Origin of the sequence: Neolewinella maritima, from assembly GCF_923081025.1 — a bacterium.
GTDB lineage: Bacteria > Bacteroidota > Bacteroidia > Chitinophagales > Saprospiraceae > Neolewinella > Neolewinella maritima.
In genome coordinates this window covers 190,589-213,288 of sequence record NZ_CAKLPZ010000003.1, presented here as the reverse complement: position 1 = coordinate 213,288, position 22,700 = coordinate 190,589, and the positions used below count along the sequence as shown (strand labels likewise).

The window sequence follows — 22,700 nt, the reverse complement described above, 5'->3', positions numbered from 1 at the left end:
GTATCATTCACATTTATCTTAAAAAACCCCTATATATGCTTTTCGTCAAAACGACCGACCAACAATCCGGAAAAGAAGTCCGCCTACGCTACCAAGAATACGGCAGTGGTAAGCCCGTGGTGTTCATCCATGGCTGGCCCCTTACGGGTGACATGTTTGAATACCAACTGGAACCCCTGAGCCGGGAGGGCATGCGCTGTATCGCGTACGATCGCCGGGGCTTCGGCTTTTCCTCTAAAGTGGGTAACAGCTACAACTACGATACCCTGGCCGACGACCTGAACGCGGTACTGACCGAACTCGACCTGAAGGACGTGACCCTGGTCGGCTTCAGTATGGGCGGCGGCGAGATCGCCCGTTACATCGGCAAGTACGGCAACGACCGCATCAGCGCCGCTATTCTCGTAAGTTCGGTGACCCCCTATATGCTCGACACCGACTCCCACGACGGAGTAGAGTGGAGTGTCTTCCAGGGTATGATCGACGGCATCCGTGAAGATCGGGCCGACTTCTTTGCCACCTGGGCCAAGCAATTCTACGGTATCGGTCTGCTGAGCCACCCCGTCAGCGACTCCTTCCTAGGCTGGACGCAGGGCATGGCCCTGATGGGTTCGAGCCGGGCGGCCATCGACTACATCGAGGCTTTCGCCAAGACGGACTTCCGGGAAGACCTTAAGAAGTTTACCGTACCCACCCTGATCGTACATGGGGAAGACGATAAGATCGTACCCATCGAGGTAGGCGGTAACGCTACCCACGCACTGCTACCCAGTGCGACCTACCACAAGTACGATAATGCACCCCACGGACTGTTCTACACCCACCGCGAGCGGCTGAACCGCGATATCCTGGCCTTCATCCGCACGAAGGCGAGCACGAACCGCAGCATCTCTGTCAACTAGATTGGCTGATCACTGACGTAAAGAAGCCGGCCGCCCCCTAGGGGACGGCCGGCTTCTTCTGTATAGGTATAATCAGGCCGTTACCGATGCTTCCTCCTCCTTCGGCAGTCCCTGCACACCGTTGACGGTGGTGTACTTGAAACTAAGTTTCTTGTCGGGATAGATGTAGCTGAAGGCGGACTGTACCGCCAGCGTGCCCTCGTGGAAGCCGCAGAGGATGAGCTTGAGCTTGCCGGGGTAGGTATTGATGTCCCCGATAGCGTAGATGCCGGGTACACCCGTGGAGTAGTCCTTGGTGTCTACTTCGATGGCGTTCTTGTCGATGGTGAGGTTCCAGGCGGCGATGGGGCCGAGCTTTGGTGACAGTCCGAACAGGGGCACGAAGGCATCGACGGCGATGACCTCTTCCGTTCCGGACTTATGCTTGACGGTAATTCCCTCTACGGCACCGTTACCAACAATGCCCACTGCCTGCGCATTAGTGACCAGATTGACGCGGCCGGCCTGTGCCAGGTCGTGCACCTTTTCTACGCTGTCGAGGGCGCCCCGGAAGCTTTCGCGGCGGTGCACCAGGGTAACCTCCTTGGCTACGTCGGCCAGGAAGATGGTCCAGTCGAGGGCCGAGTCGCCGCCACCGGCCAGCAGCACCCGCTTGTCGCGGTACACCTCCGGATCACGGATCACGTAGGCTACGCCACTATCTTCATACTGTTCGATGCCGGGAATGGGCGGCTTGCGGGGCTCGAAGCAGCCCAGTCCGCCGGCAATGCAAATGACGGGCGCCTGGATGACGGTGCCCCGGCTGGTCGTGAGCCGGTACATCTTCTCTCCTACCTGCTCCAGCCGTTCGGCGCGCTCGCCCAGGGTGAAGCCCGGATTGAAGGGGGCGATCTGCTCCATCAGGTTTTCGACCAGCTCACCGGCCAGTACGCTGGGGAAGCCGGGAATGTCGTAGATCGGCTTTTTGGGGTAGATCTCGGTGAGTTGTCCGCCCGCCTGGCCGAGGCTATCGACCAGGTGGCAGCGCAGCTTCAGCAGACCGGCTTCAAAAACCGTGAAAAGGCCTACCGGGCCGGCACCGATGATAAGGATGTCGGTTTGGATCATAACGCTTGTTCTTCTGGGGGTTAGCTAGTTAACAACGGCTACGGACGCTGGTTGCCGGTTTACAAATGGAGGCCGCATTCATCCTTGCTTTGCCCGGCCCACCGCCCGGCCCGGCCCTGCCCCGGCTGGGTACAGTGGGTACAGCCAATGGATCCGTAGCCGAGGGCCTCCAGGGGGTGGCGCGGCAGGTGGTCCTTTTCGAGCAGGTACAAAAACTCGCCCTCCTCGATGTCGATCAGGGGATGAAAGTGGATGAGCCCGTCCACCAACTCGAAGATCTCCATGGCCGCCCGGTTCATGGTCTGGTAGCTGTGCACACCCGACATCCACACCGTATGGCGGGCCTTGACGGCCTTCAGCGGCAGCACTTTGTTGTAGTGACAGCAGCGGCCGGGCTGGCCCTCCCACATCTGCGTAGCGCGGCTAAGCTGGTGGCGCTGCGGATCGGGTAGGATCTCGACCACTTCCAGTCCGGTGAGTTCGGCCAGGGTATCCTTATAGGCCATGGTTTCCGGAAAGTGGTAGCCCGTATTGAGCATGTGCACTTTCTGCAGCGCGTTGGCGCGGCTGACCAGGGTGAGCATCACCACCGATTTGGTGCCGAAGCTAGAGGTGAACAGCACCTCCCGTACCGGGAAGTAGTCGTACAGGCGCTGGATGCGCGCCTGAAAGTCCAGATTGGCAAATTCCGCGTTCAGTGCCGCCAGGTCAGTAGTGATGGCGGTAGTAGTATGGGGTAAGCTCATCAGTCGGGTAGTGTAGGTTCGTCCGCAGGGGGCGATACGGCCAGGGCGGTGGAGACCATCAGGCAGCCGCCGGCCGGGCAGCGGTGTCCGCGCTGCGGAGAAGCCAGCAGTTCGCTGGTCACGGTATTGAGATCGCGCACCTTGGTCTGAAAGTCACCGGTGAGTCGGTCGCGAAACAGTTTGAGGTTATCGATAAGGTCGGTGGTTTCCAGCTCGGGAAGTTCGGCCTCCAGCCACTGCCGGAACCGTTTGGCAAAGGTAGGGCTCTGCCCGTTGGTGCTGATGGCCACCTTGAGTGGTCCACGGGTGACGATGCTGCCCAGGTAAAAGTCGCACAGTTCGGGCGTATCGGCAATATTGCAGAGCCGGCGCGCCGCCTTGGCCGCATCGTATACCGCCCGGTTGACGGCGCGGATGTCCGTAGCCGCCACTACGAGGTCCGCCTGCTGTACGTCTTCCGGTCGAAATTCCCGGGCGTAATATGCTACGCGCCCTTCTTCGGTGGTATGCCAGACGCCCGCCGCGCCCTCCTGGGACCTACCCGGCACCGGCGACCCCGCCCCCTTGTCGTAGCCGTCCAGCGCCGCCCGTAAGTCCTCCCCCATCCAGGGGGCGATCACGGTCACCTGTGCGTTCGGACTACTCTTGAGGATGAAGCGCAGCTTCTCTTCGCCGACCTGACCGGCCCCGACGACGAGTAGTTGCAGACGGTCCAGGCGGAAGAAGGCGGGGTACAGTGGGTTATTCATGTGCGGTGTACGCTTGTGCGGCGTGGGTAAAGGGGGTGAAATCTCGGTGCTGACGTACCGTTTCTCCAAGCACGATGATGCCCGGTCCGCGATCGCGCTCGGCAGCCACCCGTGCGGCGATGTCATTGACGGTGCCGACCCAGCAACGCTCGTCCGGCCGGCTACCGTTCTGGATCACCATGGCCGGTAATTCACCCTTTCCTTCCGCATCCCAGAGGGCGCAGATCTGGTCGAGCCGCCCCAGGCCCATGAGGATGATCACCGTAGCGGAGGACTGGGCGGCGCGGAACAGGTCCTGACTGATGCCCCCGTCGCGGGTGTGGGCAGTGAGCACCCAGAAGCTATCGGCGTAGCCCCGGCTGGTCGGTGCCACGCCCTGTAGCTCCGGCAGGCTGATGCAGCTACTGATGCCCGGCACCACCGCGACCGGGATACCGTGCTGTTCGGCGTAGGCCTTCTCTTCCTGTCCCCGCCCGAAGACGAAGGGGTCGCCGCCCTTGAGCCTGACGACGTGGCCATACTGCCGGGCACAATCGACGATGAGGGCGTTGATCTGCTCCTGCTTCCGGTAGTGGCAGCCGGCGCGCTTACCGACGAAGATGTGGCGGCAGTGGGTGGGGGTTTCGTGCAGTAGTTCGTCGCTGCTTAGTGCATCGTACAGCACTACGTCGGCCGTAGCGAGCGCCCGTAATCCCCGGCGGGTGATCAGGTCGGGATCGCCGGGGCCGGCACCTACCAGGGTGAGTCGCGGCGCTCGTCCGCCGAGCGCTGGCGTAGCCTTCGTTCGTCTGCCGAGGGGTGGATTGAGAAATTTAGGCATGTGTAGATAAGGTTTGTAAGATCCTCGGCGGACGAGCCAAGCTGCGCAAGACTCGGCCGACGAGGATGCGCCGACGAAGATTATGCTTTATAGTATTCGCTGACCACCGTTTTATCCAGCTGCCGCTCGCGGGTCGCGATCGCTTTACTGACAAAGGCCCGCGCCATAGCCAGGTAGTCGATGACAAAGTCGGGGGTAGGCTCATTCCGCTTGATTCGCAGCACCGTGGCCGGGAACGGACTCACCTCCGCAAACCGTTGACCGAAGTGGGTCTCGAAGTCGCCCAGTAGCTTGATGTGGGTGTTGCACTTGATGTCATCGGCTAGCAGCAGGGCCTTTGCGGCGGTGACCATGGCGGAGTAGGCGTGGTAGCCTGCGTCGGCATAGGCTTCTTCGGTGAGGCTACGGTCGGCAGCCACCAGTTTGTTGCTGCTGTCGTTAAGGATAGCTCCGACGACATCCAGGCTCACCCCGGCACACTCCCCTACCCCGATCTCCTGCCGGTAGTCTTCGTCCTGCCCCCAGTCGTAAAACTCCGTATCCAGGATATCGCTGGTATCTCCGAGGGGTTTGAGCAGACTGTAGAAGTAGCGCTTGCCCTGCCGCACGGCATAGTCGTTGTAGTACTCCCCCTCCGTAGCCTGCAGCCGGTAGTCCTCGAAGAGGATGCGCACCACCTCCGGTACCCGGCGGGTGGGCACCTTGATGACCTTCTGGGCGATGAAGCCCCGTCCGTCGGGCGCGATACCGCCACCTACGACCACCTGCATGGCCGGCGCGATCCGCTCCCCCACCCGGATACTAGAGCCGTGGAAGCCGATATTAGCGGCCATGTGCTGCCCGCAGGCGTTCATGCAGCCGCTGATCTTGATGCGGATGGCGGATTCCGTGACCATCTCGGGGTATTCATCGCGCACCAGGGCTTCCAGCACCTGGGCCAGTCCCGTCGAGTTCGTCACGCCCAGCGCGCAGGTATCGGTGCCGGGGCAGGCGGTGATATCGGCGGTAGTATCGTAGCCGGGCAGCCCCAGGTCCAGCGCGTACAGTGCGTTGAACAGGTGCGGCAGGGCGGAGGGCGGTACGTAGCGCAGCACCATACCCTGCTGTACGCTCAGGCGGATGTCGTCGCTGGCGTGGGTACGGATCACGCTGGCTAGCAGGCGCGCCTGTTCGGCCTCCAGGTTGCCTAGGGGGATGCGGATGGCCACGGCGCGGTAGCCCCCCTGCTTCTGCTCCAGTACATTGGTCGTAAGCCATTCGCGGTACAGGGCGGGGTGCGCCGGTGCGATGTCGGGAAAATTATCGGCGGGCACACTGCCCAGTTGCGGCACCAAAGACTCATCGATCGCGTAGCTTTTGTGGGCCACGGCGGGCCACTCCTCGTGGACCAGCTCCATGAAACGGTCAAAGCCGAGGTCCTTGATCAAAAACTTCATACGGGCTTTCATGCGCTTTTCGCGCTCACCGTAGCGATCGAATACCCGGATGGCCGCTTCCTGGAAGGGGATGATCTGGTCGGCCGGCAAAAACTCGAAGGCGGTGTGGGCGACCATGGACACGGCCCCCAGTCCTCCCCCTACCACGACCTTGAATCCCTTCTGCCCCTCCTTGATGCGTGGGATAAAGCCGAAGTCGTGGAAGTAGGTGAAGGCACTGTCGCGGTCGCTGCTCGAAAAGGCGGGCTTGATCTTGCGGCCCATCTCCTGGCAGATCGGGTTGCGCAGGAAATAGTCGAAGGTGGCGTATACATAAGGACTCACGTCGAACAGTTCCTCGGGGTCTACCCCGGCTAGCGGACTGGCGGTCAGGTTGCGGACCGTATTGCCGCAGGCCTCCCGGGCGGTCATGCCGGCGGCTACGAGCTCCTCCCAGATGGCGGGGCTATCGTTGAGTTTGACGTAGTGCAGCTGCACGTTCTGGCGGGTAGTGATGTGCAGCCGGCCATTGGTGTACTTCTCCGAGATGTCCGCCAGGGCGATGAGCTGGTCGGGCGTGAGGTGGCCAAAGGGGATCTTAGTGCGGAACATGTGTACGCCGACCTGCCGCTGCCCGTATACACCGCGCGTGAGGCGGTAGTGCTTGAAGCGATCCTCATCCTCCCTACCCCGCTGGTAGGCGTAGATCCGTGCACTGAGCTCTTCGATGTCCGCGCGGTTAGCCGCATCATCCGGGCGGTACGGTGGGGTACGTTCGGTCCTTGTCATACCCAAGCATACTACCAATCAGGGCACTCGGTCGAATCGCCGTAGGATCAATCGATCATATGAACGGACAATTCATAGATGCATGGTTCTGGCTATCAGCGACATACACATAGAGATAATCCTATACATGAGCAAGTTAACATATATTTTAAACCTACATGTATTCAAACCTTCCGTTCTGTAGGTGTACGGCCCGTTACTTCAGGTCATGATCGGGTAGCACGGGGGCCGGTCGCGGACTCAGGGGTGATGTCTGTCCCCGGCGGGTCCGGTTGTAGAAGGGATCTTGTCGAGTCTGCCTCCTTCAACACGCCTGCCGAAGACAGAAAACCTGGGGCATGGGGTAAGCAAAACCCCATAACCTCGCGTATTGTCGTCTAAATCTTAAAGTTCAAAATAAGATGTTATTCCAATTATTATTTTGACAGAAAGTCCATTTTTACGATCTAGCCACCATAAATTACTTAACGTACCGCAGTAAATTCTGTAGATACCGTTAAATCGGCGTTAAAAGACTTCTCAAACAGAAGAAATAATTGCGGAAGTCGCGGGGGCCGCCCTATATTTGAATCATTCAACGGGGCTGCACCCCCACTTACTTTTCCTAAAGTCTTTATATAGTCTAACGTCTACTAACTGTTGACTGGTCTCAGTACCAGGCTCCCACTTCGGGGATAATCCCAAATTGAAACATTGTTAGTTATGGACGTTACTACCTACAACGATCAGGAACTGATCAACCTTTACCTGTCTGGCACCGATCGCGCATTCGAGGAGCTCCTCGGCCGTCACCAGCAGAAGATCTACACCTCCATTTACCTTTTCACCAAGGACCACAGCAAGGCGGAGGACATCTTCCAGGAGGTGTTCATCAAGATCATCGATACGCTGCGCCGCGGCAAGTACAACCACGAGGGCAAATTCCTCCAGTGGGCGATGCGTATCTCCTACAACATGTGCGTGGACTCGTTCCGCCGCAACAAGCGCCGCCCCCAGGTCGGCCAGACCGAAACCTTCAACATCTTCGACGTCCTACAGTCGTCCGAAGACAACGCCGAGCAGGGAATGATCCGCTCGCAGACCCACGACAAAGTACGCAAGCTAGTCGACGCCCTGCCCGCCGAGCAGCGTGAAGTAGTCATCCTGCGGCACTACGCCGACATGAGCTTCAAGGAGATCGCCAAGCTGACCCGCGTCAGCATCAACACGGCCCTGGGCCGGATGCGCTACGCCCTGATCAACATGCGCAAGATGGTCGAGGAGAAGGAGATCGTGCTGCAGTAAGCACACCCCACCCGAAGAATAGAAAAGCCCCGCTCCCTTACCGGTAGCGGGGCTTTTTTTGGTCCTGCCGGACGGAACCGACTAGATCCCCTCACTCAGCGGAATTGGAAACTGCGTAAACACATCGTCCCCCGACCGGTCGATGGGCAGAAAATCAGCATTCAGCCGCCCGTAGCGGCGCAGGTCGAACATCCGGTGGCCCTCCCCCCAGAGGCTGTAGCAGCGCTGATAGAGTAGCTCGTCGATCAGTGCCTCCTGGGTCATGGCCCCACTGTAGTCATCGAGCCCGGCTGCGTTGCGTACCACGTTGAGCGCCGCTACTCCTTCCTCCAGATTACCCAGGTTGATGTTGGCCTCGGCGTAAATGAGTACGAGCTCTTCGTTGCGGATTATATCGATGGGGGAAGTGGCGGATTCGTAGAGAGCCGTTTCGAACTGTCCGTTCAGGCCATCCTGTCCGGCCGTCTGTTCCCGTTGCCTAAATTTATCGAGCCGGTTATCGCCCTCGGTTGCGTTGCCGATGATGCGGGGATGCACGACGAGCTGGTCACCGCTCTGTCCGGGTGTCTTAAAGAGCGGATTGAGCAGGTCACCCGGATTGGTACTGAATACGTGCTCTACCCCCTCCTCCAGATCGCCCGACAGGTCGAGAAAGCTGGCGTTCACATAGTCTAGCGCGGCCTCGTAGCGTGCTGCGCGCGTAGCGACGCGGGCCGCGATCGCCCGGTTGAATTCGGAGAAGGACTCTGGAGTATTGAAGCCGGCAAAGCCATCGGAAAGCGTGAAGGTAAATTCGGCTCCGCTCAGCTGTGCATTCGCCTCATCCAGCAGACCGAGGATGGCATCGTAGCTAGCCGACTCGCTCAGGAAGGGGCCGAGATTCTCGGGATCCGCTACGTCGACGCGTATCCCGTTAGTCCCCAGCATATCCAGCACCTGACTTAGCATATACGCCTTGATGGTATTGGCGAAGGCACGGTATCCCGCCTTTTCGGCATCCGTCACCAGGGTGGTGTTATCCAGTGCCTGTAGTAGCACGTTAGCAACCTTTACTACGGTGTAGCGGGAGGCAAAGGGGGCGGTGATGTAGAAGGTATTCGCATCCAGGGTCAGCTCTTCTTTGCCCAGCAGGTCCTCGGTATTACGGGGGTCGGCATCGAAGATGTACAGTTCGCGGGCGATCGTACCGGTAGCCGTGACGTAGCTGGCGTAGCCGACCCGCATGTCCGCTTCGATTCCGGTAGCCAGTAGGTTGAGTTCGGCCGGCGTGGCGTTATTAAGTACACTGGCTATGCTGGGCCCATTGGGGTCGAACTGCTCGTCAAGCTCGCAGGCCGTACATAAGCACAGTAAGAATACGTATAGTAGGGTGCGCATCGTGATTGTTTGATGGATAGTGGCAGGCAGAAAGTAGTAGGAGGATCCGGCTAAAAGTCGATACCGAGGTTGAGGTAGAACTGCTTACTGCTCGGGAAGGGAGCTACCTCCAGATTGGTGGATAGTCCACTACCCCCCTTGACCGAGGTTTCGGGATCGTAGCTGCTGTAATCCGTGATGGTGAATATGTTGCGCCCGGATACGCCGATGCGGAGTCCTTGCACCACCTCACTATTCAGGGGGACGCGGTACGTAATGCCCGCTTCGCGCAGCCGGAAGTAGGAGCCGTCTTCAATGAGACCGTCCAGATTGTCAAATTCTCTGGGCGTGGTATTACCCAGATCCGTCAGCAAGCGGGTGAGGTTGAGTACGTCGCTACCCTGCCGCCAGTGGAAGAGGAAGCTGACGTCCAGATTCTGAAGAATAGTCAGGTTATTGCTCCAGCCGAACTGGAAGTCGGGTTCGGTATTGCCGGTCTGCGTGGGTACCCCGTCGACGTTGTTCCACAGTCCGGTAATGGGTGAGCCTTCGTTGAGGTAGAAGGTACCCAGGCCGAGTCCGAACCCTACCCCGGGGGGCACGAAACTGGGTATGTCCTCCCCCTCGCTGCCATCTTCGATGCCCAGACGGGTGATCTCGCTACGGTTCAGCCAGAAGTTCAGGCTGGTACGGTACTCGAAGGCGGGTCCACGGAAGGGCGTCAGACCGAGCTGTAGTTCGAAGCCGCGGTTGCGCAGGTCCAGGTCGTTGCGGATCTCGCTGGTGAAGCCGGTAGAGGTAGGAATGGAGCGGTCATACAGCAGATTATCCACGTCACGGATGTAGTAGGTAGCCGTCACATTGATCTTGTTATCGAACAGTCCGAAGTCGGTACCGAATTCAAGCTCCTTACTCGTTTCGGGCTCGAGGTCTTCCCGTCCCTGAGAACCTACTACCGTAAGTCCGGAGCGGGCGCCTACGCTGTTGTTGGTCAGGGAGGTAAACAGGCGACCGAAGGTGGCACTGTTACCGGTCTGTCCGTAGGCGAGCCGCAGCTTGAACTGATCGACGGGGCCACCGTCCTGCCAGAAGTCGAACTCGCTCAGGTTGAGGGCTACCGAAGCGCGGGGGAAGGCAAAAAACTTGTTGGGATCGCCGTTCAGGGAAGACTTATCGAAGCGCACGCCGGCCGTCATGATGACCCGATCGTTGACGTTCACCTCTTCCTGGACGAGGTAGCCGAATTCTTCCACATCAGACAGCGTCTGGAAAATGGCCTGGGCACCTCCCTGAGACAGGTTCGTCTGTACGGGAATCAGCTGGGTCGTCTGGGCTAGCAGGTTGTCGGCCGACTGGTTGAGGTAAGTGATGCCGGCCTGCGTCGTGAAGTTGATGCCCCCGTCGGTATAGTAGTCGTATACCGCGATGGCACTGTAGTTGTAGTTGAATATATCGTTCTTCCCTTCGGCGAGAAAGCCGTTTTGCTGACCGCGCTGCGACTGGAAGGTCTCCGGCACGTAAACGAAGGTCTTACCCAGGATGAAGTCAAGACCGCCGTTCAGTACCAGATTGAGGGACTGCTGATTGGTCTGCAGCAGACGGTAGTTGATGTTTACTCCCTCGAGAATCCGGTCGATGTTCTCTTCGTTGCGGGTCTGGTCACGGGTTTGTAGCGGGTTGCCCGAGAAGTTCGGGTTGTCAGGATATATCCCGTTCTCGTCCGGGAATAGATTGACGTAGTCCCGCGTAAAGGCCAGGGTATATCCATAGGATAGCCCGCCCTCGTTTTCATTGCCGCTGAAGGAACGCGACGCGGTGGAGCGCACGTAGCTGGTATTGGACTGGATCTTGAGCCGGTCGTTTACCTGGTGGGTGACATTGCCCCGGAGGGTAAAGCGTTCGTAACCGGTGTTCTTGATGATGCCGTCTTCATCGCGCCAGCTGCCACTGACGAAGAAGTTGGTCTTTTCGCTACCTCCGCTCACCTTGAGCCGGCTATCGGTGATAAAGCCCTGCTCGCCGTAGATGATATCCTCGTAGTCGAATATTTCCCCGCGTGCCAGAGCAGCTTCGTAGTCTGCCCGGGCCTGGCGGCCCGCGGCCTGCTGATCGGGCTTCTCGCCGCCGAACTCTTCCTCCACCTGGGCGGGAGTGAACGTGCGCCGGCCGACCTTGCGGATGATGGTATTAAAGCCCAGGTCCTGATTAAAGGTCACCTTAGTGCGCCCGGAGGTACCCTTCTTGGTGGTGATGATGACTACGCCGGCGTTCGCGCGCGTACCGTAGATCGCCGCGGCCGAGGCTCCCTTGAGCACCTCGATACTTTCGATGTCGTCGGGGTTCAGGTCGGCTACCCGATTGGAAGATGACTCCTCGTTGGCGGCATTGGCCCCTGAGGCAAAGCGCGATCCACTGGGGATTTCTACATTAGAAATATAGATGCCATCCACGATGAACAGCGGCTGGTTGTTACCGGAAAGTGAGGATACGCCCCGTAGTCGTACCGCATAGCCACCGCCCGGTGCCCCGCTGGTCTGGGTGATGTTCACTCCGGTCATCTTACCGTACAGCGCACCGTCGACCGTCTGCTGGGTAGTGACCCCGGTGAGATCTTCCCCACTTACTACGGATACGGCATTGGCCAGATTGGATCGCTTGATCGTACTGGCCAGTCCGGTCACGACCACCTGCTCCAAATTGGCCACGTCCTCTTCCAGGGTGATCTGTAGCGGTCCGATATCGCGTGTCACCTCCACTACCTGGGGAGCGAAGCCGGTATAGCTCAACCGCAACTGACTCCGCTCGTCGGGCACTTCTACCTCGAAATTCCCGTCGAAGTCCGTGACTCCACCAGTGGTGGTGCCAACCACCAGGATGGACACACCCACGAGGGGTTCACCCGTGGCATCCTTGACCGTACCGGTCACGGGATACTGTGCCAGTAACGTACAGGGTAGTAAAAGAGCGAACAGCAAAGTCCAGGGGATGCAGATGCGTTTCATACCGTACGGAGTTAGTGTAATATAATACCAGGCAACAGCAGGATAGAGCGAAATTTCGCCCTTCCACCGGTTAAAACTACCGCAATAGTGGAATTTTACAAATCTATTCACGCATTATTACCGCTAATACAGAAGATTACGATAGCGGTGTCCGCTTCAGGGAGGCATCCGTGCCGGTTTTGCGTAGGCAAAAGGCAACGACATGCTGCACTCACCGTATCTACTTCCGCACCGGCGGACGCGCCAACTACCCTGTGTAGTCGGGATGGCCCCGGCCCCTTTGTACCTTTGCGCGCCTGATTCCTTTTTATGCTCTACACCACGTCTGACCGCCGCGACCCTCCTACTCACCTGCTGGGGGTGCTGCGTACCCTCTGGCAATGGCGTAAACCGATCGCGCTGACTACCCTGGCTGGCGCGCTACTGGCTATCGTCATTTCACTGCTGCTACCGGCCTACTACACGGGCTTCACCTCCTTCGTAGCCATTAGCCCCGAGCAGGTCTCCATCGAGAGCACCTTCGGTACGGGGGGCAACCGGACGCAGTTTTACGGCACGGGCGACGATATAGACCGCCTGCTGAGCATCGCGGAAAGCAATGAAGTGGTGCACTTCATCGTGGACAGCTTTAACCTCTACCGGGCGTATGGCATCGACAGCACGACGCTAAAGGGGCCGGTGAAGGTGGCCCAGAAGTTCCAGAGCTTTTACGACGTGGAGCGTTCCCCCCGCGATATCATAGAGCTGAGCGTCGAGGACCGCGACCCGATGCGGGCCGCCGCCATGGCCACCGCCGCCCGCCGGCGCATCGACGCACTAAATTTGGCCCTGATCCGGGCCACGCATAGCCGCAACGCCAATGGCCTCGCCGTGGAGATACAGCACAGCGAGCAGCAGCTGAGCGAGCTGAACGAGCGCCTGTCTACCCTGCGCCGGGATTCGGGGGTGTACAATACCGAGGCCCAGAGCGAAGCGCTATCCATACTATCGAGTCAGATCGACCAGCAGCTAGCGATCACCGAGGCCCGGCTGTCCGCCTTCCGCGAGCGGGGCGTGCGCGATAGCATCGACCGACTGAGCATCAATCTGCTCGGGCTACAGCGCTCGCGCAACTCCCTGGACGAGCAGCTCGTGAAGTACAACGGCAGCGTGAGCCAGATCGAAAACCTGGAGGAGGAGCGCCTACAGGCCAATGAGGCGCTCACGGAGAACCGCCTGCGCCTGAAACAATACCAGACCATCCTCTCGGGAGACCGCCGCACGCTGGAGGTCATCGAGGAGGCCCAGGTCCCCCTGGTCAAAAGCTCCCCCATCCGCTGGCTCATCGTGAGTGTAGCTACGGTGGTCACCTTCCTGTGTGCCGTGGTCGGGGTACTGCTACTGGAGAACGGGCGGCGCTACGACTGGGCAAGCATCACGCGATGACCTCCGGTCTGCTACGGATCTACCTGGGCTACGCCGCTGCCGTACTGCTGAGTCTGGCGGTCGCGATCGCTAGCGGAGCCTACTGGGTGGCGGGCCTGCCGCTGCTGCTCTGGGTGGCCGCACAGGCCGTGATGGACTTCAAGCCCCTCTTCTGGCTGCTGCTGATCATGATCCCCCTGGGTACGGAAGTGTATCTGCCGGGAGGGATCGGGACGGACCTACCCACCGAGCCACTGGCCGTAGGCCTGACCGGACTGCTCATACTGCACCTGGCCCGGCACTGGCCAAGCTACGATCACCGCGCCTTTCTGCACCCCATCGCGCTGCTACTCTACCTACACGTGGGGTGGATCCTGGTGGCCAGCGGCTTCAGTGAGATTGGCGTGATCAGCCTGAAGTTTTCGCTAGCGAAGCTGTGGTATGTAGGCGCCTTCTTCCTGCTGCCGTTGCTGTTGCTCCGTACGCCCCGACGGGTGCGCATATTTGCCCACTGCATTTTCTGGCCCTTGCTGTTCGTGGCGGTACAGTCGCTGCTGCGGCACGCTACCTATGGCTTCAGCTTTGCCGATCAGTTTCGTACGCTGCACCCCTTTATGCGCAACCACGTGAGCTATGCGGGTTGCATGGCCACCTTCACCCCCTGGCTGGGCTACCTGATCGTACAGCGCCGACGGGAGGGGCGTAGCTACAAGTGGCTGCTGTACGGACTGGGCACGGTATGGATGCTGGCCATCGGCCTGGCCTTTACCCGCGCGGCCTACGTCGCCCTGGCGGGTGCGGCGGCGGCCTTCTACGTCATCCGGTACCGGTTCATCCGGCCCGCCCTGGCCCTCGGGCTGGTGGGTGCGCTGGCTACGGCAGTCTACTTCACCCACAATGACAAGTACCTGGACTACGCCCCGGACTACGCTACTACTATCTCCCATCAGCAATTCAACGACCTGATCTCGGCGACCTATCAGCTGGAGGATATCTCCACCATGGAGCGTTTCTACCGCTGGGTAGCCGGGGGGAACATGGTTCCCTACCGCCCCCTCACCGGTTTCGGGCCGGGTAACTTCGTGGAGCTGTACCGGGGCTACACCAACAACAACTTCGAGACCTACGTAAGTGACAATCCGGAAAAGAGCGGGATCCACAATTACTACCTCATGACCCTGGTGGAGCAGGGCTACCCGGGGCTATTCTTCCTGCTGCTCTTCATGGGCGGCATCTGTGTATACGGCGAGTCGCTGTACCACGGACAGTCCGACCCGGCGGCCCGCGCGGCGGTCATGTCCGGGCTACTCTCCGTACTGATTGTAGTAGCCTTCTGTATTATCAATGACGTACTGGAGACGGACAAGATCGGCTCGCTGTTCTTCCTGAGCACCGCCATCATCATTACTATGGGCACCTACCGCAGGGTGGATGTACCCCCTCAGTAATCCGTGAGCCAGTACAGTACGGCCAGCAAGCTGACTATCCCCGTAACTAGGCTGACGAGTAAGTAGACGGCCGCTACGGCCCACTGTCCGGCGTGGGCCAATTCGAGAACCTCCGCCGCGAAGGTGGAAAAAGTAGAAAACCCGCCACAGAAGCCGGTAAGCAGGAAGAGCTGTGCCGGGCGGCCGAGCTGGCCACGGGTCATCAGTACCAGACCGAACGCAAGCAGAATACAGGCCAGTAAGTTAGCACCGAACGTGCCCCAGGGAAAGCCCCCTTCCCGCAGGGAGGGAGCAGGCAGCAGTAGGGCTACCCCGTAGCGGGTCACGGCCCCCAGCCCTCCCCCGAGGAAGACCCAGAGTAGGTTCATACGGGCTGGCTCACCTGCCGGCTACGGGCGGGTGCGGTAGTGGTGGCGAGGGCAGCCTCCTGCAGGCGGCGCTTCTCCCGCTTGATCACCACGGCGTGGGCATTGAGCCAGTAGGTCAGGCCCACCGCCAGGGCGATCTCGATACCAAGAATCAGGTGCAGATCCAGTACGGGATCCAGGAACAGGGCCAGACTGATGAAGAACAGATTGACCAGCGCCAGGATGAAGGTGGCCTGGATGTGGCTAAAGTTTGAGTCGATCAGCAGATGGTGTATGTGCCGGCGATCGGGCTTCATGGGGCTCACACCGCGCAGCGCCCGCGTGACGAACACCCGAATGGTATCGAACAGGGGGATGATCAGGATACCTACCGCCACGCTGATGGGGTTCTCGAAGCGGTACACGGCGGGAATGGCACCGGTGGAGCAGATGTCGATGAATTCGACGGTCATGATGCCGAGCAGGGTACCGATCACCAGGGCACCGGTATCCCCCATGAAGGTCTTCTGCGTCTTGGAAATGTTGTAGTACAGAAAGGCCAGTAGCCCGCCTGCCGTAGCCAAGGCCAGAATACCCAGGTGGGCCATACCCACTACGAAGAACCAGGTGCCGAAGGTCAGCATAGCGATGATACCGATCGTACCGGCCAGGCCGTCGATCCCGTCGATCAGGTTGAAGGCGTTGCTGATGACCAGCAGGGTAAACACGCTGAACGCAATGGATAGCCAGTAGGGCAGCTCACCGGATACGTAGAATAGATCGTAGAGCCCCTCCAGGCGTACCTCCCCGCGGGTGACCAGTATGGCGATGGCGATCATCAGACCGGCCGTCTTCTTGCCGGCCGAAAGCTCGGTGATATCGTCCTTGGTCCCGATCATAAACACGATCACCAGAGCGCACAGGATGTACTGCAGGCTGTCCCACTGCCCCATCGGGGTGAGTAAGAGCGAGCAAAAGAGCACGCCCAGGAAGATCGGGATGCCCCCCAGACAGGGCGTAATGATGTCGTGGCTGCTGCGGGCCTCAGGGTGCGCCACCAACTTCTTCTCAATAGCAATGCGGATCACGTTGGGCATGATCGCAAAAACTAGGGCAAACGAAATTAAAAAGCTGAGTATAAATTCAAACATACGCGCTAGGTTGGCTACAGTAAGTCGGCACTGCTAAGACTAACAAAATTACGCCCGGGGCTATTGTAAATACGTTACCCCCGGGTTAATTTTCGCAAAGATATACCGGTCCGTGTGCATTACGGACTCAATTCCCAGCTTGTTCGGTCATACGACACATGGGTCAGGTAAAGTCCGCCAGCCGGCACACTCCACGGTTGGGCTAGGCGCTTCTGCTCATCCAGCGCCCTGCGTACGTCCGCCACCGTCAGCCTGCCGCTACCTACCCGCAGGCACATGCCCACGATCAGGCGCACCATACCGCGTAGGAAGCGATTCGCCGTTACCGTGTAGTACATCTCCGTATCCCCAAACTCCCAGCGGCTCTCCGTCAGGCTACAGCGTAGCGTGTAGGCATCCGAGTTCGTCTTGCAGAAGGGCGCAAACTCCCCGTACTCCAGCAGCAGGTCTGCCGCCCGTTGCATGAGCGTGCGGTCCAGGTCCGGCAGGCTAGGCAGCCAGGCCACCGTATCGATCCGGAAGGGGTCCTTGGCGTAGCTGATGCGGTATACGTACGTACGCCCCGTAGCGGAAAAGCGTGCGTGTACGTCTCCGGGCACCGTATACAGCCTGTACAGGGCGATGTCCTCCGGCAGGTACCGGTTGAGCCGACCGAGTAGGCGCGGCGGCAGTGCCCCCCCGTAGTCGAAGTGGGCGGCGTAGTTGCTGGCGTGCACCCCGGCGTCCGTGCGCCCACAGCCGACCAGCTTAATGGGCTGCCCCAGCACGGTGCCCAGCGCCGTGTCGATCACTTCCTCTACGGAGCGGGCGTTGGGTTGTCGCTGCCAGCCGGCGTAGGCCGTGCCCCGGTAGGCCAGCTCCAGCATGTACCGTGTATCGCTCACAGCAGCGGACGTTTCTTCGACTTCGTCACGAAGGGAGGGTTCAGGTAGAACGGCTCGTACGACGCGACCGGCGGGCGGCGGCGCGCAGGTGCAAGGAGTAGTCCGGCGGAGCAACTCACGGGCCCCGCGAACCGAAAGGCGTTGTCCGCCTCATCCAGTGCCGCCCGCAGGCGCGCCTGCCCCGGGCCGCACACCACCACCCTGCCGAAGCTTTCCCCTCCGAGTAATTTGCCCCGCCACTGTGGGTCGGTAAGCCGTACGTTCATGATCTCACTGCGTGGCACGGGCGGTGACCCGGCGGTGAACAGCTGCCCGTACACCTCGCCCCTCCGGGAGGTGAGGGTAGCCATGATGTGATCCGCCCCCACGCTATCCGCTACGCCGTGCGCGAGTGCGGCCAGGGTGGGCACTACCGACAGGTGCAGGCCGGGCAGGGCCATACAAAGTCCCTTGGCGGTAGCTGCCCCTACCCGCAGACTAGTGAAGCTTCCCGGTCCGTCACTCAGTACGACCTCGGTGAGCTGGGCCATCGTCACGCCGGCCTCGGCAAGGGCCCGGGTGATGAAGCGCGTCAGGTGACTGGCGTGCTGCTGCACTTCAGCAGCGGCCACCTCCGCCAGAATGCGTCCTTCGTGCGCTACGGCTACGGAGCATACCTCCGTAGCGGTTTCCAGGAGCAATTCCATTAGTCGAGTAGTTCGGTGGGTGACCAGAAAACGGTGGCGAAGTCCTGCACGGTATCGTTTGCTACCCGTACCCCTTCCGCCTCCAGCCGTTCCTGCATCAGGGTGGGCGTACGAAAGTGGTTGCGGCCGGTGAGCTCCCCCTTGCGGTTGACGACGCGGTGGGCGGGTACATCGTCGGCGGTTACGCACTGAAACATGGCCCAGCCAACCATGCGGGCACTGCCCAGGGTAAGGTAGTCGGCGATGCTCCCGTAGGTAGTCACCCGGCCGCGGGGGATGAGGCGGGCTACGTCGTGCACGTCTGCGATGTACTGGGCAGCCAAGGACTAGCGGTGGATCTCGCGGGCCATTTGCTTATCCTTGACCGACTTTGGCATAGTGCCGAATACATAATCCCACAGGGGCTGAGAGACGCCGAAGAGCACCTCGTCCTCGCTGTAGTGGTGGATAGAGTGGTTGACCCAGAGCGCCCGCAGGAAGTTGCGCGGCGGTGCGTACATGTGTACCGTATAGTGGACCACCAGGTACAGGGCGTAGCCGACCACGAAGCCCGCCAGGTACGCAAAGGCATACTGACCGAGCAGGAACTCAAAGAAGAACAACAGACCCGTAGCCAGTGCGATGGCTACTACGGGGGGCATCGCCAGCCGCTTCTTATCCTTGGGGTAGTCGTGGTGCATTCCGTGCATCTTGTAGGTTGCCCGCTTATAGGTCTCCGAGGCCCCGTGGGGTGGGTGGTAGACCCAGCGGTGTACCGCGTACTCCATAAAGGTGAAGCCCAGCGTACCGGCCAGGAAAACGAGGATGACGATCAGGGTTGGAATGTCCGTGTGGGTCTCGGTATACCAGAGCAGCCCGATGGCGTAGACGAAGAAGATTACGATCGGTGTAGCTATATGGGTCTGACTCAGGCGGTTGAGCAGCTTGTTCTCAAACATCGGGGGGGACTCGTCCGCGTTCGACTTGTATTTTCGGGTGCGCGTCATAGCTTAGACCAGATTAAGGCGTTGTTTAATCTTACGACCGTACATACGTTTGTACACCCGGTACATACGCTGCAGGTGCTTCACGCTGTAGGTCGCGGGCTCGCCATTTGGCTTCAGGTACCCCTGCTCCTGCATCCAACCATCGTTAAACACTTTACCCAGGTACTTGCTACCGTGGTCGGGGAAGAGCACCACGACCACATCCTCCGGCGTGAGCTGCTTGCGGATGCTAAACACCGCCTCCAGGGCCGCTCCACTGCTGTAGCCGAGGAGTAGTCCTTCCCGCTGGGCCAGTTCGCGGACCCGCAGCGCTGCGGCCCGGTCACCGACCTTGATAAACTCATCGATCAGATCGAAGGCCACATTGTCCGGGATGATGGTCTTACCCAGCCCCTCGACCTTCCAGCTAAAGATCTCGTCGGCATCGAAAACACCCGTCTGCCAGTACTTCTTGAGTACGGAGCCGTAGGCGTCTACTCCGATGACCTGTATATCCGGGTTCATCTCCTTCAGGTAGCGGGCCGTGCCGGACAGCGTACCCCCCGTGCCCGCGCAGCAGACGTAGTGGGTGACCTTGCCTTCGGTATCCTTCCAGATCTCGGGTCCGGTGCTGTGGTAGTGGGCGCCGCTGTTATCCAGGTTCCAGTTCTGACGCAGGTAAAAGCTATTGGGGATGGTGCCGGCCAGCTCCTCCGCCCGGCTGTAGTAGCTCTCGGGGTCTTCGGGGGCGGCATCCTTGGGGCAGAGCACGATCTTGGCACCCAGCGCCTTCAGCAGCGCCTGCTTCTCGGGGCCGGCCTTGTCCGTAAGGGTAAGGATACACTTATAGCCCTTGATCGCTGCGATCATGGCGATGCTGAACCCGGTATTGCCGCTCGTAGCCTCGATCAGGGTAGCACCGGCCTGGATGCGGCCCTTGCGTTCGGCCTGCTCGATCATGTAGAGGGCGGCGCGATCCTTGGCTGACTGTCCCGGATTCATCGATTCCATCTTACCGTATACGGGGGCTGAAATGCGGGTCCCGCATATCCGGTCAAGACGGATCAATGGGGTATTGCCGATGGCTTGCAGGACACTGTCGTAGCGCATAGAGTAAGGTGAGATTTATAATAAGGGCTCGGGGCAAAGTTACTAGCTACGCGCTTAACGCGGGCAGCCCCCCGGGAGTTGGATGCATATCTTGCGCCACTCCTACACTAGTATACTAATTTATTTCGCATGGCAAATTTTCGGGTCTCCCTCAAGGCCAGGCTCATCCTGGAAGACCGTGGCCGCATATTGCTGCTCAAGCAGACCAAGCCCAATGGGGGAAACTACAGCCTGATCGGCGGCACCATCGAACGCAAGGAATACGCCGCCGAGACCCTCATCCGTGAAAGCTACGAGGAGGCGGGGGTAGAGCTCACTCGGGCCGATCTCACCCTGGTCCATATCCTGCACAAACGCTACAAGAAGGCCCACCGCATCGTCCTGTACTTCCGGGCCCACCACTTCGAGGGCGAATTGCGCAGCCGCGAACGCAAGAAGTTCGAGAACGTAGCCTGGCACCCCTACGACGCCCTACCCGACAACCTGACCCAGACCGTACGCCACGTACTGAGTGAATACGGCAAGGGCCGCCTGTATTCGGAAATGGAGAAATAGCCGGGCACCCTATCTTTGGCACCGCAAAAATTGTCTTCCCTTCCGGTCCCGTATCCCCTAGCGGAACATGACCAAGCCACCCTACCCGCCAGCAGCCCTACGCATCTGCGACCTGGCCGAAGACGAACAACCCCGTGAAAAGCTTTTGGCGCGGGGGCCCCGTGCCCTGACCGACGCCGAAGTACTGGCTATCCTCATCCGCAACGGTACCCAGGGCACGTCCGCCCTGGACCTGGCCCGCCGGGTGCTCCTATCCACGGGCCACGACCTACACGAACTGGCGCGCCGGGAAGTGCAGGACCTGACCCGCATCAGCGGTATCGGCAAGGTGAAGGCCATGCAACTGATCGCCGCCCTCGAGTTGGGCCGCCGCCGGGAGGCCTCCCTTACCCGCGCGGCCCCTACCCTATCCAACAGCGAGAGCTGCTTTCGCTACCTACGCCCGCTGCTGAGTGATCTCTACCACGAAGAGTTTCACCTGCTGTGCCTGAACCGGGCCAATCAGCTACTGGGCGCCCACCTCATCAGCCGCGGGGGCACTACGGGTACGGTAGCGGATGCCAAGACGATTTTCCGTACCGCCCTACAGCACGGCAGCGTGACCTCCCTGGTACTGGCGCATAACCACCCCAGCGGACAGACGCAGCCCAGCAGTGCGGACATCCGTCTAACGCGTAAACTCAGCCGCGCCGCCCGCGATCTGGATATGCACGTGCTGGACCACCTCATCCTGGCCGGGCAGACGTACTATAGCTTTGCCGACCACCAATTATTGGAGCGGTCGGAATGACTACGGGGAGAAAACATATCTTCGCCCTTCCTTAACCAGATTCAGCTACTGGGCTTCGATTGGCAGTAGCGACAAACGCACCCGTATGGCCACCTCCTCCGACATCAAGAACGGATTTACCTTCCGCCACAACCACGACATCTACAGCGTCGTCGAGTTTCAGCACGTAAAGCCCGGTAAGGGGGCGGCCTTCGTGCGCACCAAGATCAAAAGCCTCAGTACCGGTCGCGTACTGAGCGAGACCTTTCCCTCCGGCCATAAAGTGGACGAAGTACGCGTAGAGCGGCACAAGATGCAGTACCTCTACAAGGACGACATGGGCTTCCACTTCATGAATACCGAAACCTACGAGCAGGCACGCATTCGTGAAGAACTGATCGATAACCCCGGGTTCATGCGCGAAGGCGATACCATCGAGGTGCTCTACAACACGGAAGACAACACCGCCCTGACCGTCGATCTGCCCCAGTACATCGAGATGGAGATCACCTACACCGAGCCCGGCATCAAGGGGGACACCGCCACCAACACCCTCAAGCCCGCTACCATCGAGACCGGCGCCGAAGTGCGCGTACCCCTCTTCGTAAGCACGGGCGACCGCATCAAGATCGACACCCGAAACGGTGCCTACGTTAGCCGCGTTTAATCACATACCCATATGACGCTTAAAGACATCCAGGAGCTGATCAAACTGATCGCGAAAACCGAAATCTCCGAATTCAAGTACAAGGACGGGGATACCGCCGTGCACATCCGCGGCAAGTCCTACAACCCCGTCGGCCCGGCCCGCAGCGCACAGGCCGGTCCGTCGATCATCAACGTACCTGCTCCAGCTGCCGTAGCCCCGCAGTTTGCCGCTCCGGCCGCAGCCCCCGCACCCGCGGCCGCGGCCGCCGCAGCTGCCGCCCCTGCACCCGCCGGGGAAGATGCAGCACCCGACCAGAGTAAGCTGGTGGAGATCAAATCCCCCATGATCGGTACGTTCTACCGCTCCTCCTCCCCCGACAAGCCCGTCTACGTAAAAGTGGGCGACCGGGTAGCCAAGGGCGATACGGTGTGTATCGTAGAGGCGATGAAACTATTTAATGAGATTGAGTCCGAAGTAGCCGGCAAGATCGTCAAGGTGCTAGTCGAAGACGCCCAGCCCATCGAGTACGATCAGCCCCTCTTCCTGGTAGACCCCGCCTAGA

22 protein-coding genes are annotated in these 22,700 nt (G+C 59.8%); 8 read left to right on the top strand and 14 right to left on the bottom strand.

What is annotated here, in order from left to right:
• The first annotated feature begins 35 nt into the window (after positions 1–35).
• Complete coding sequence (locus tag MJQ68_RS12600; protein WP_238751474.1) at positions 36–902, top strand: alpha/beta fold hydrolase; 867 nt, start codon at positions 36–38, stop codon at positions 900–902.
• Positions 903–974: 72 nt separating this feature from the next.
• Here MJQ68_RS12600 and MJQ68_RS12595 read toward each other — a convergent pair whose 3' ends face one another.
• The 5 genes from MJQ68_RS12595 to MJQ68_RS12575 all read right to left on the bottom strand — a co-directional run bounded on the left by MJQ68_RS12595 (position 975) and on the right by MJQ68_RS12575 (position 6,528).
• Positions 975–2,009 (bottom strand): NAD(P)/FAD-dependent oxidoreductase, encoded by a 1,035-nt coding sequence (locus MJQ68_RS12595; protein ID WP_238751473.1) that lies wholly within the window; start codon positions 2,007–2,009, stop codon positions 975–977.
• A 59-nt stretch (positions 2,010–2,068) separates the two neighbouring features.
• Positions 2,069–2,755: a phosphoadenylyl-sulfate reductase gene (locus tag MJQ68_RS12590; RefSeq protein WP_238751472.1), complete on the bottom strand. Its 687-nt coding sequence runs from the start codon at positions 2,753–2,755 to the stop codon at positions 2,069–2,071.
• Entirely contained in the window at positions 2,755–3,504 is a 750-nt protein-coding gene (locus tag MJQ68_RS12585) for a precorrin-2 dehydrogenase/sirohydrochlorin ferrochelatase family protein (RefSeq protein WP_238751471.1), read from the bottom strand. The genes MJQ68_RS12590 and MJQ68_RS12585 overlap by 1 nt, the downstream gene beginning before the upstream one ends.
• Positions 3,497–4,324, bottom strand: a complete 828-nt coding sequence (gene cobA, locus MJQ68_RS12580; protein ID WP_238751470.1) for a uroporphyrinogen-III C-methyltransferase — start codon at positions 4,322–4,324, stop codon at positions 3,497–3,499. The genes MJQ68_RS12585 and cobA overlap by 8 nt, the downstream gene beginning before the upstream one ends.
• Before the next feature lie 80 nt (positions 4,325–4,404).
• Entirely contained in the window at positions 4,405–6,528 is a 2,124-nt protein-coding gene (locus MJQ68_RS12575) for a nitrite/sulfite reductase (RefSeq protein ID WP_238751469.1), read from the bottom strand.
• A gap of 702 nt (positions 6,529–7,230) precedes the next feature.
• Between MJQ68_RS12575 and MJQ68_RS12570 the strand changes: the two genes are divergently transcribed.
• Positions 7,231–7,812, top strand: a complete 582-nt coding sequence (locus MJQ68_RS12570) for an RNA polymerase sigma factor (RefSeq protein WP_238751468.1) — start codon at positions 7,231–7,233, stop codon at positions 7,810–7,812.
• A gap of 81 nt (positions 7,813–7,893) precedes the next feature.
• Here the strand turns inward: MJQ68_RS12570 and MJQ68_RS12565 are convergent, their stop codons facing one another.
• Both MJQ68_RS12565 and MJQ68_RS12560 read right to left on the bottom strand, forming a co-directional pair.
• Positions 7,894–9,189 (bottom strand): RagB/SusD family nutrient uptake outer membrane protein, encoded by a 1,296-nt coding sequence (locus tag MJQ68_RS12565; RefSeq protein WP_238751467.1) that lies wholly within the window; start codon positions 9,187–9,189, stop codon positions 7,894–7,896.
• Positions 9,190–9,239: 50 nt separating this feature from the next.
• Positions 9,240–12,170 (bottom strand): SusC/RagA family TonB-linked outer membrane protein, encoded by a 2,931-nt coding sequence (locus MJQ68_RS12560; RefSeq protein ID WP_238751466.1) that lies wholly within the window; start codon positions 12,168–12,170, stop codon positions 9,240–9,242.
• A gap of 309 nt (positions 12,171–12,479) precedes the next feature.
• Between MJQ68_RS12560 and MJQ68_RS12555 the strand changes: the two genes are divergently transcribed.
• Both MJQ68_RS12555 and MJQ68_RS12550 read left to right on the top strand, forming a co-directional pair.
• The gene (locus MJQ68_RS12555; protein WP_238751465.1) at positions 12,480–13,595 is read left to right on the top strand and encodes a GumC domain-containing protein; all 1,116 of its coding nucleotides are present in this window, start codon (positions 12,480–12,482) and stop codon (positions 13,593–13,595) included.
• Positions 13,592–15,022 (top strand): O-antigen ligase family protein, encoded by a 1,431-nt coding sequence (locus tag MJQ68_RS12550; protein WP_238751464.1) that lies wholly within the window; start codon positions 13,592–13,594, stop codon positions 15,020–15,022. The genes MJQ68_RS12555 and MJQ68_RS12550 overlap by 4 nt, the downstream gene beginning before the upstream one ends.
• Here the strand turns inward: MJQ68_RS12550 and crcB are convergent.
• The 7 genes from crcB to MJQ68_RS12515 all read right to left on the bottom strand — a co-directional run bounded on the left by crcB (position 15,016) and on the right by MJQ68_RS12515 (position 20,165).
• Positions 15,016–15,390 carry a fluoride efflux transporter CrcB gene (gene crcB, locus MJQ68_RS12545; protein ID WP_238751463.1) on the bottom strand — a complete coding sequence of 125 codons (375 nt, stop codon included), beginning with the start codon at positions 15,388–15,390 and terminating at the stop codon, positions 15,016–15,018. The two genes, MJQ68_RS12550 and crcB, sit on opposite strands and share 7 nt — an antisense overlap.
• On the bottom strand, positions 15,387–16,520 hold the full coding sequence (locus MJQ68_RS12540; protein WP_238751462.1) for a glycosyltransferase family 4 protein: 1,134 nt from the start codon (positions 16,518–16,520) through the stop codon (positions 15,387–15,389). The genes crcB and MJQ68_RS12540 overlap by 4 nt, the downstream gene beginning before the upstream one ends.
• 119 nt (positions 16,521–16,639) lie before the next feature.
• A complete protein-coding gene (locus tag MJQ68_RS12535; RefSeq protein WP_238751461.1) occupies positions 16,640–17,404 on the bottom strand; it encodes a tRNA pseudouridine synthase A in 765 nt (254 codons plus the stop codon).
• A complete protein-coding gene (gene tsaB, locus MJQ68_RS12530; protein ID WP_238751460.1) occupies positions 17,401–18,090 on the bottom strand; it encodes a tRNA (adenosine(37)-N6)-threonylcarbamoyltransferase complex dimerization subunit type 1 TsaB in 690 nt (229 codons plus the stop codon). The genes MJQ68_RS12535 and tsaB overlap by 4 nt, the downstream gene beginning before the upstream one ends.
• Positions 18,090–18,413: an MGMT family protein gene (locus MJQ68_RS12525; RefSeq protein ID WP_238751459.1), complete on the bottom strand. Its 324-nt coding sequence runs from the start codon at positions 18,411–18,413 to the stop codon at positions 18,090–18,092. The genes tsaB and MJQ68_RS12525 overlap by 1 nt, the downstream gene beginning before the upstream one ends.
• A 3-nt stretch (positions 18,414–18,416) precedes the next feature.
• A complete protein-coding gene (locus MJQ68_RS12520) occupies positions 18,417–19,076 on the bottom strand; it encodes a sterol desaturase family protein (RefSeq protein WP_238751458.1) in 660 nt (219 codons plus the stop codon).
• A gap of 3 nt (positions 19,077–19,079) precedes the next feature.
• Complete coding sequence (locus MJQ68_RS12515; RefSeq protein ID WP_238751457.1) at positions 19,080–20,165, bottom strand: PLP-dependent cysteine synthase family protein; 1,086 nt, start codon at positions 20,163–20,165, stop codon at positions 19,080–19,082.
• Positions 20,166–20,294: 129 nt separating this feature from the next.
• On the opposite strand from MJQ68_RS12515, the gene MJQ68_RS12510 reads away from it, so the two are divergent.
• From MJQ68_RS12510 to accB, 4 genes are all read left to right on the top strand, one after another.
• Positions 20,295–20,720 carry an NUDIX domain-containing protein gene (locus MJQ68_RS12510; RefSeq protein ID WP_238751456.1) on the top strand — a complete coding sequence of 142 codons (426 nt, stop codon included), beginning with the start codon at positions 20,295–20,297 and terminating at the stop codon, positions 20,718–20,720.
• A 67-nt stretch (positions 20,721–20,787) separates the two neighbouring features.
• Positions 20,788–21,510: a RadC family protein gene (gene radC / locus MJQ68_RS12505; protein ID WP_238751455.1), complete on the top strand. Its 723-nt coding sequence runs from the start codon at positions 20,788–20,790 to the stop codon at positions 21,508–21,510.
• Between the two features lie 85 nt (positions 21,511–21,595).
• On the top strand, positions 21,596–22,156 hold the full coding sequence (gene efp, locus MJQ68_RS12500; RefSeq protein WP_238751454.1) for an elongation factor P: 561 nt from the start codon (positions 21,596–21,598) through the stop codon (positions 22,154–22,156).
• Between the two features lie 12 nt (positions 22,157–22,168).
• A complete protein-coding gene (gene accB, locus MJQ68_RS12495) occupies positions 22,169–22,699 on the top strand; it encodes an acetyl-CoA carboxylase biotin carboxyl carrier protein (protein ID WP_238751453.1) in 531 nt (176 codons plus the stop codon).
• Position 22,700: the final 1 nt, after the last annotated feature.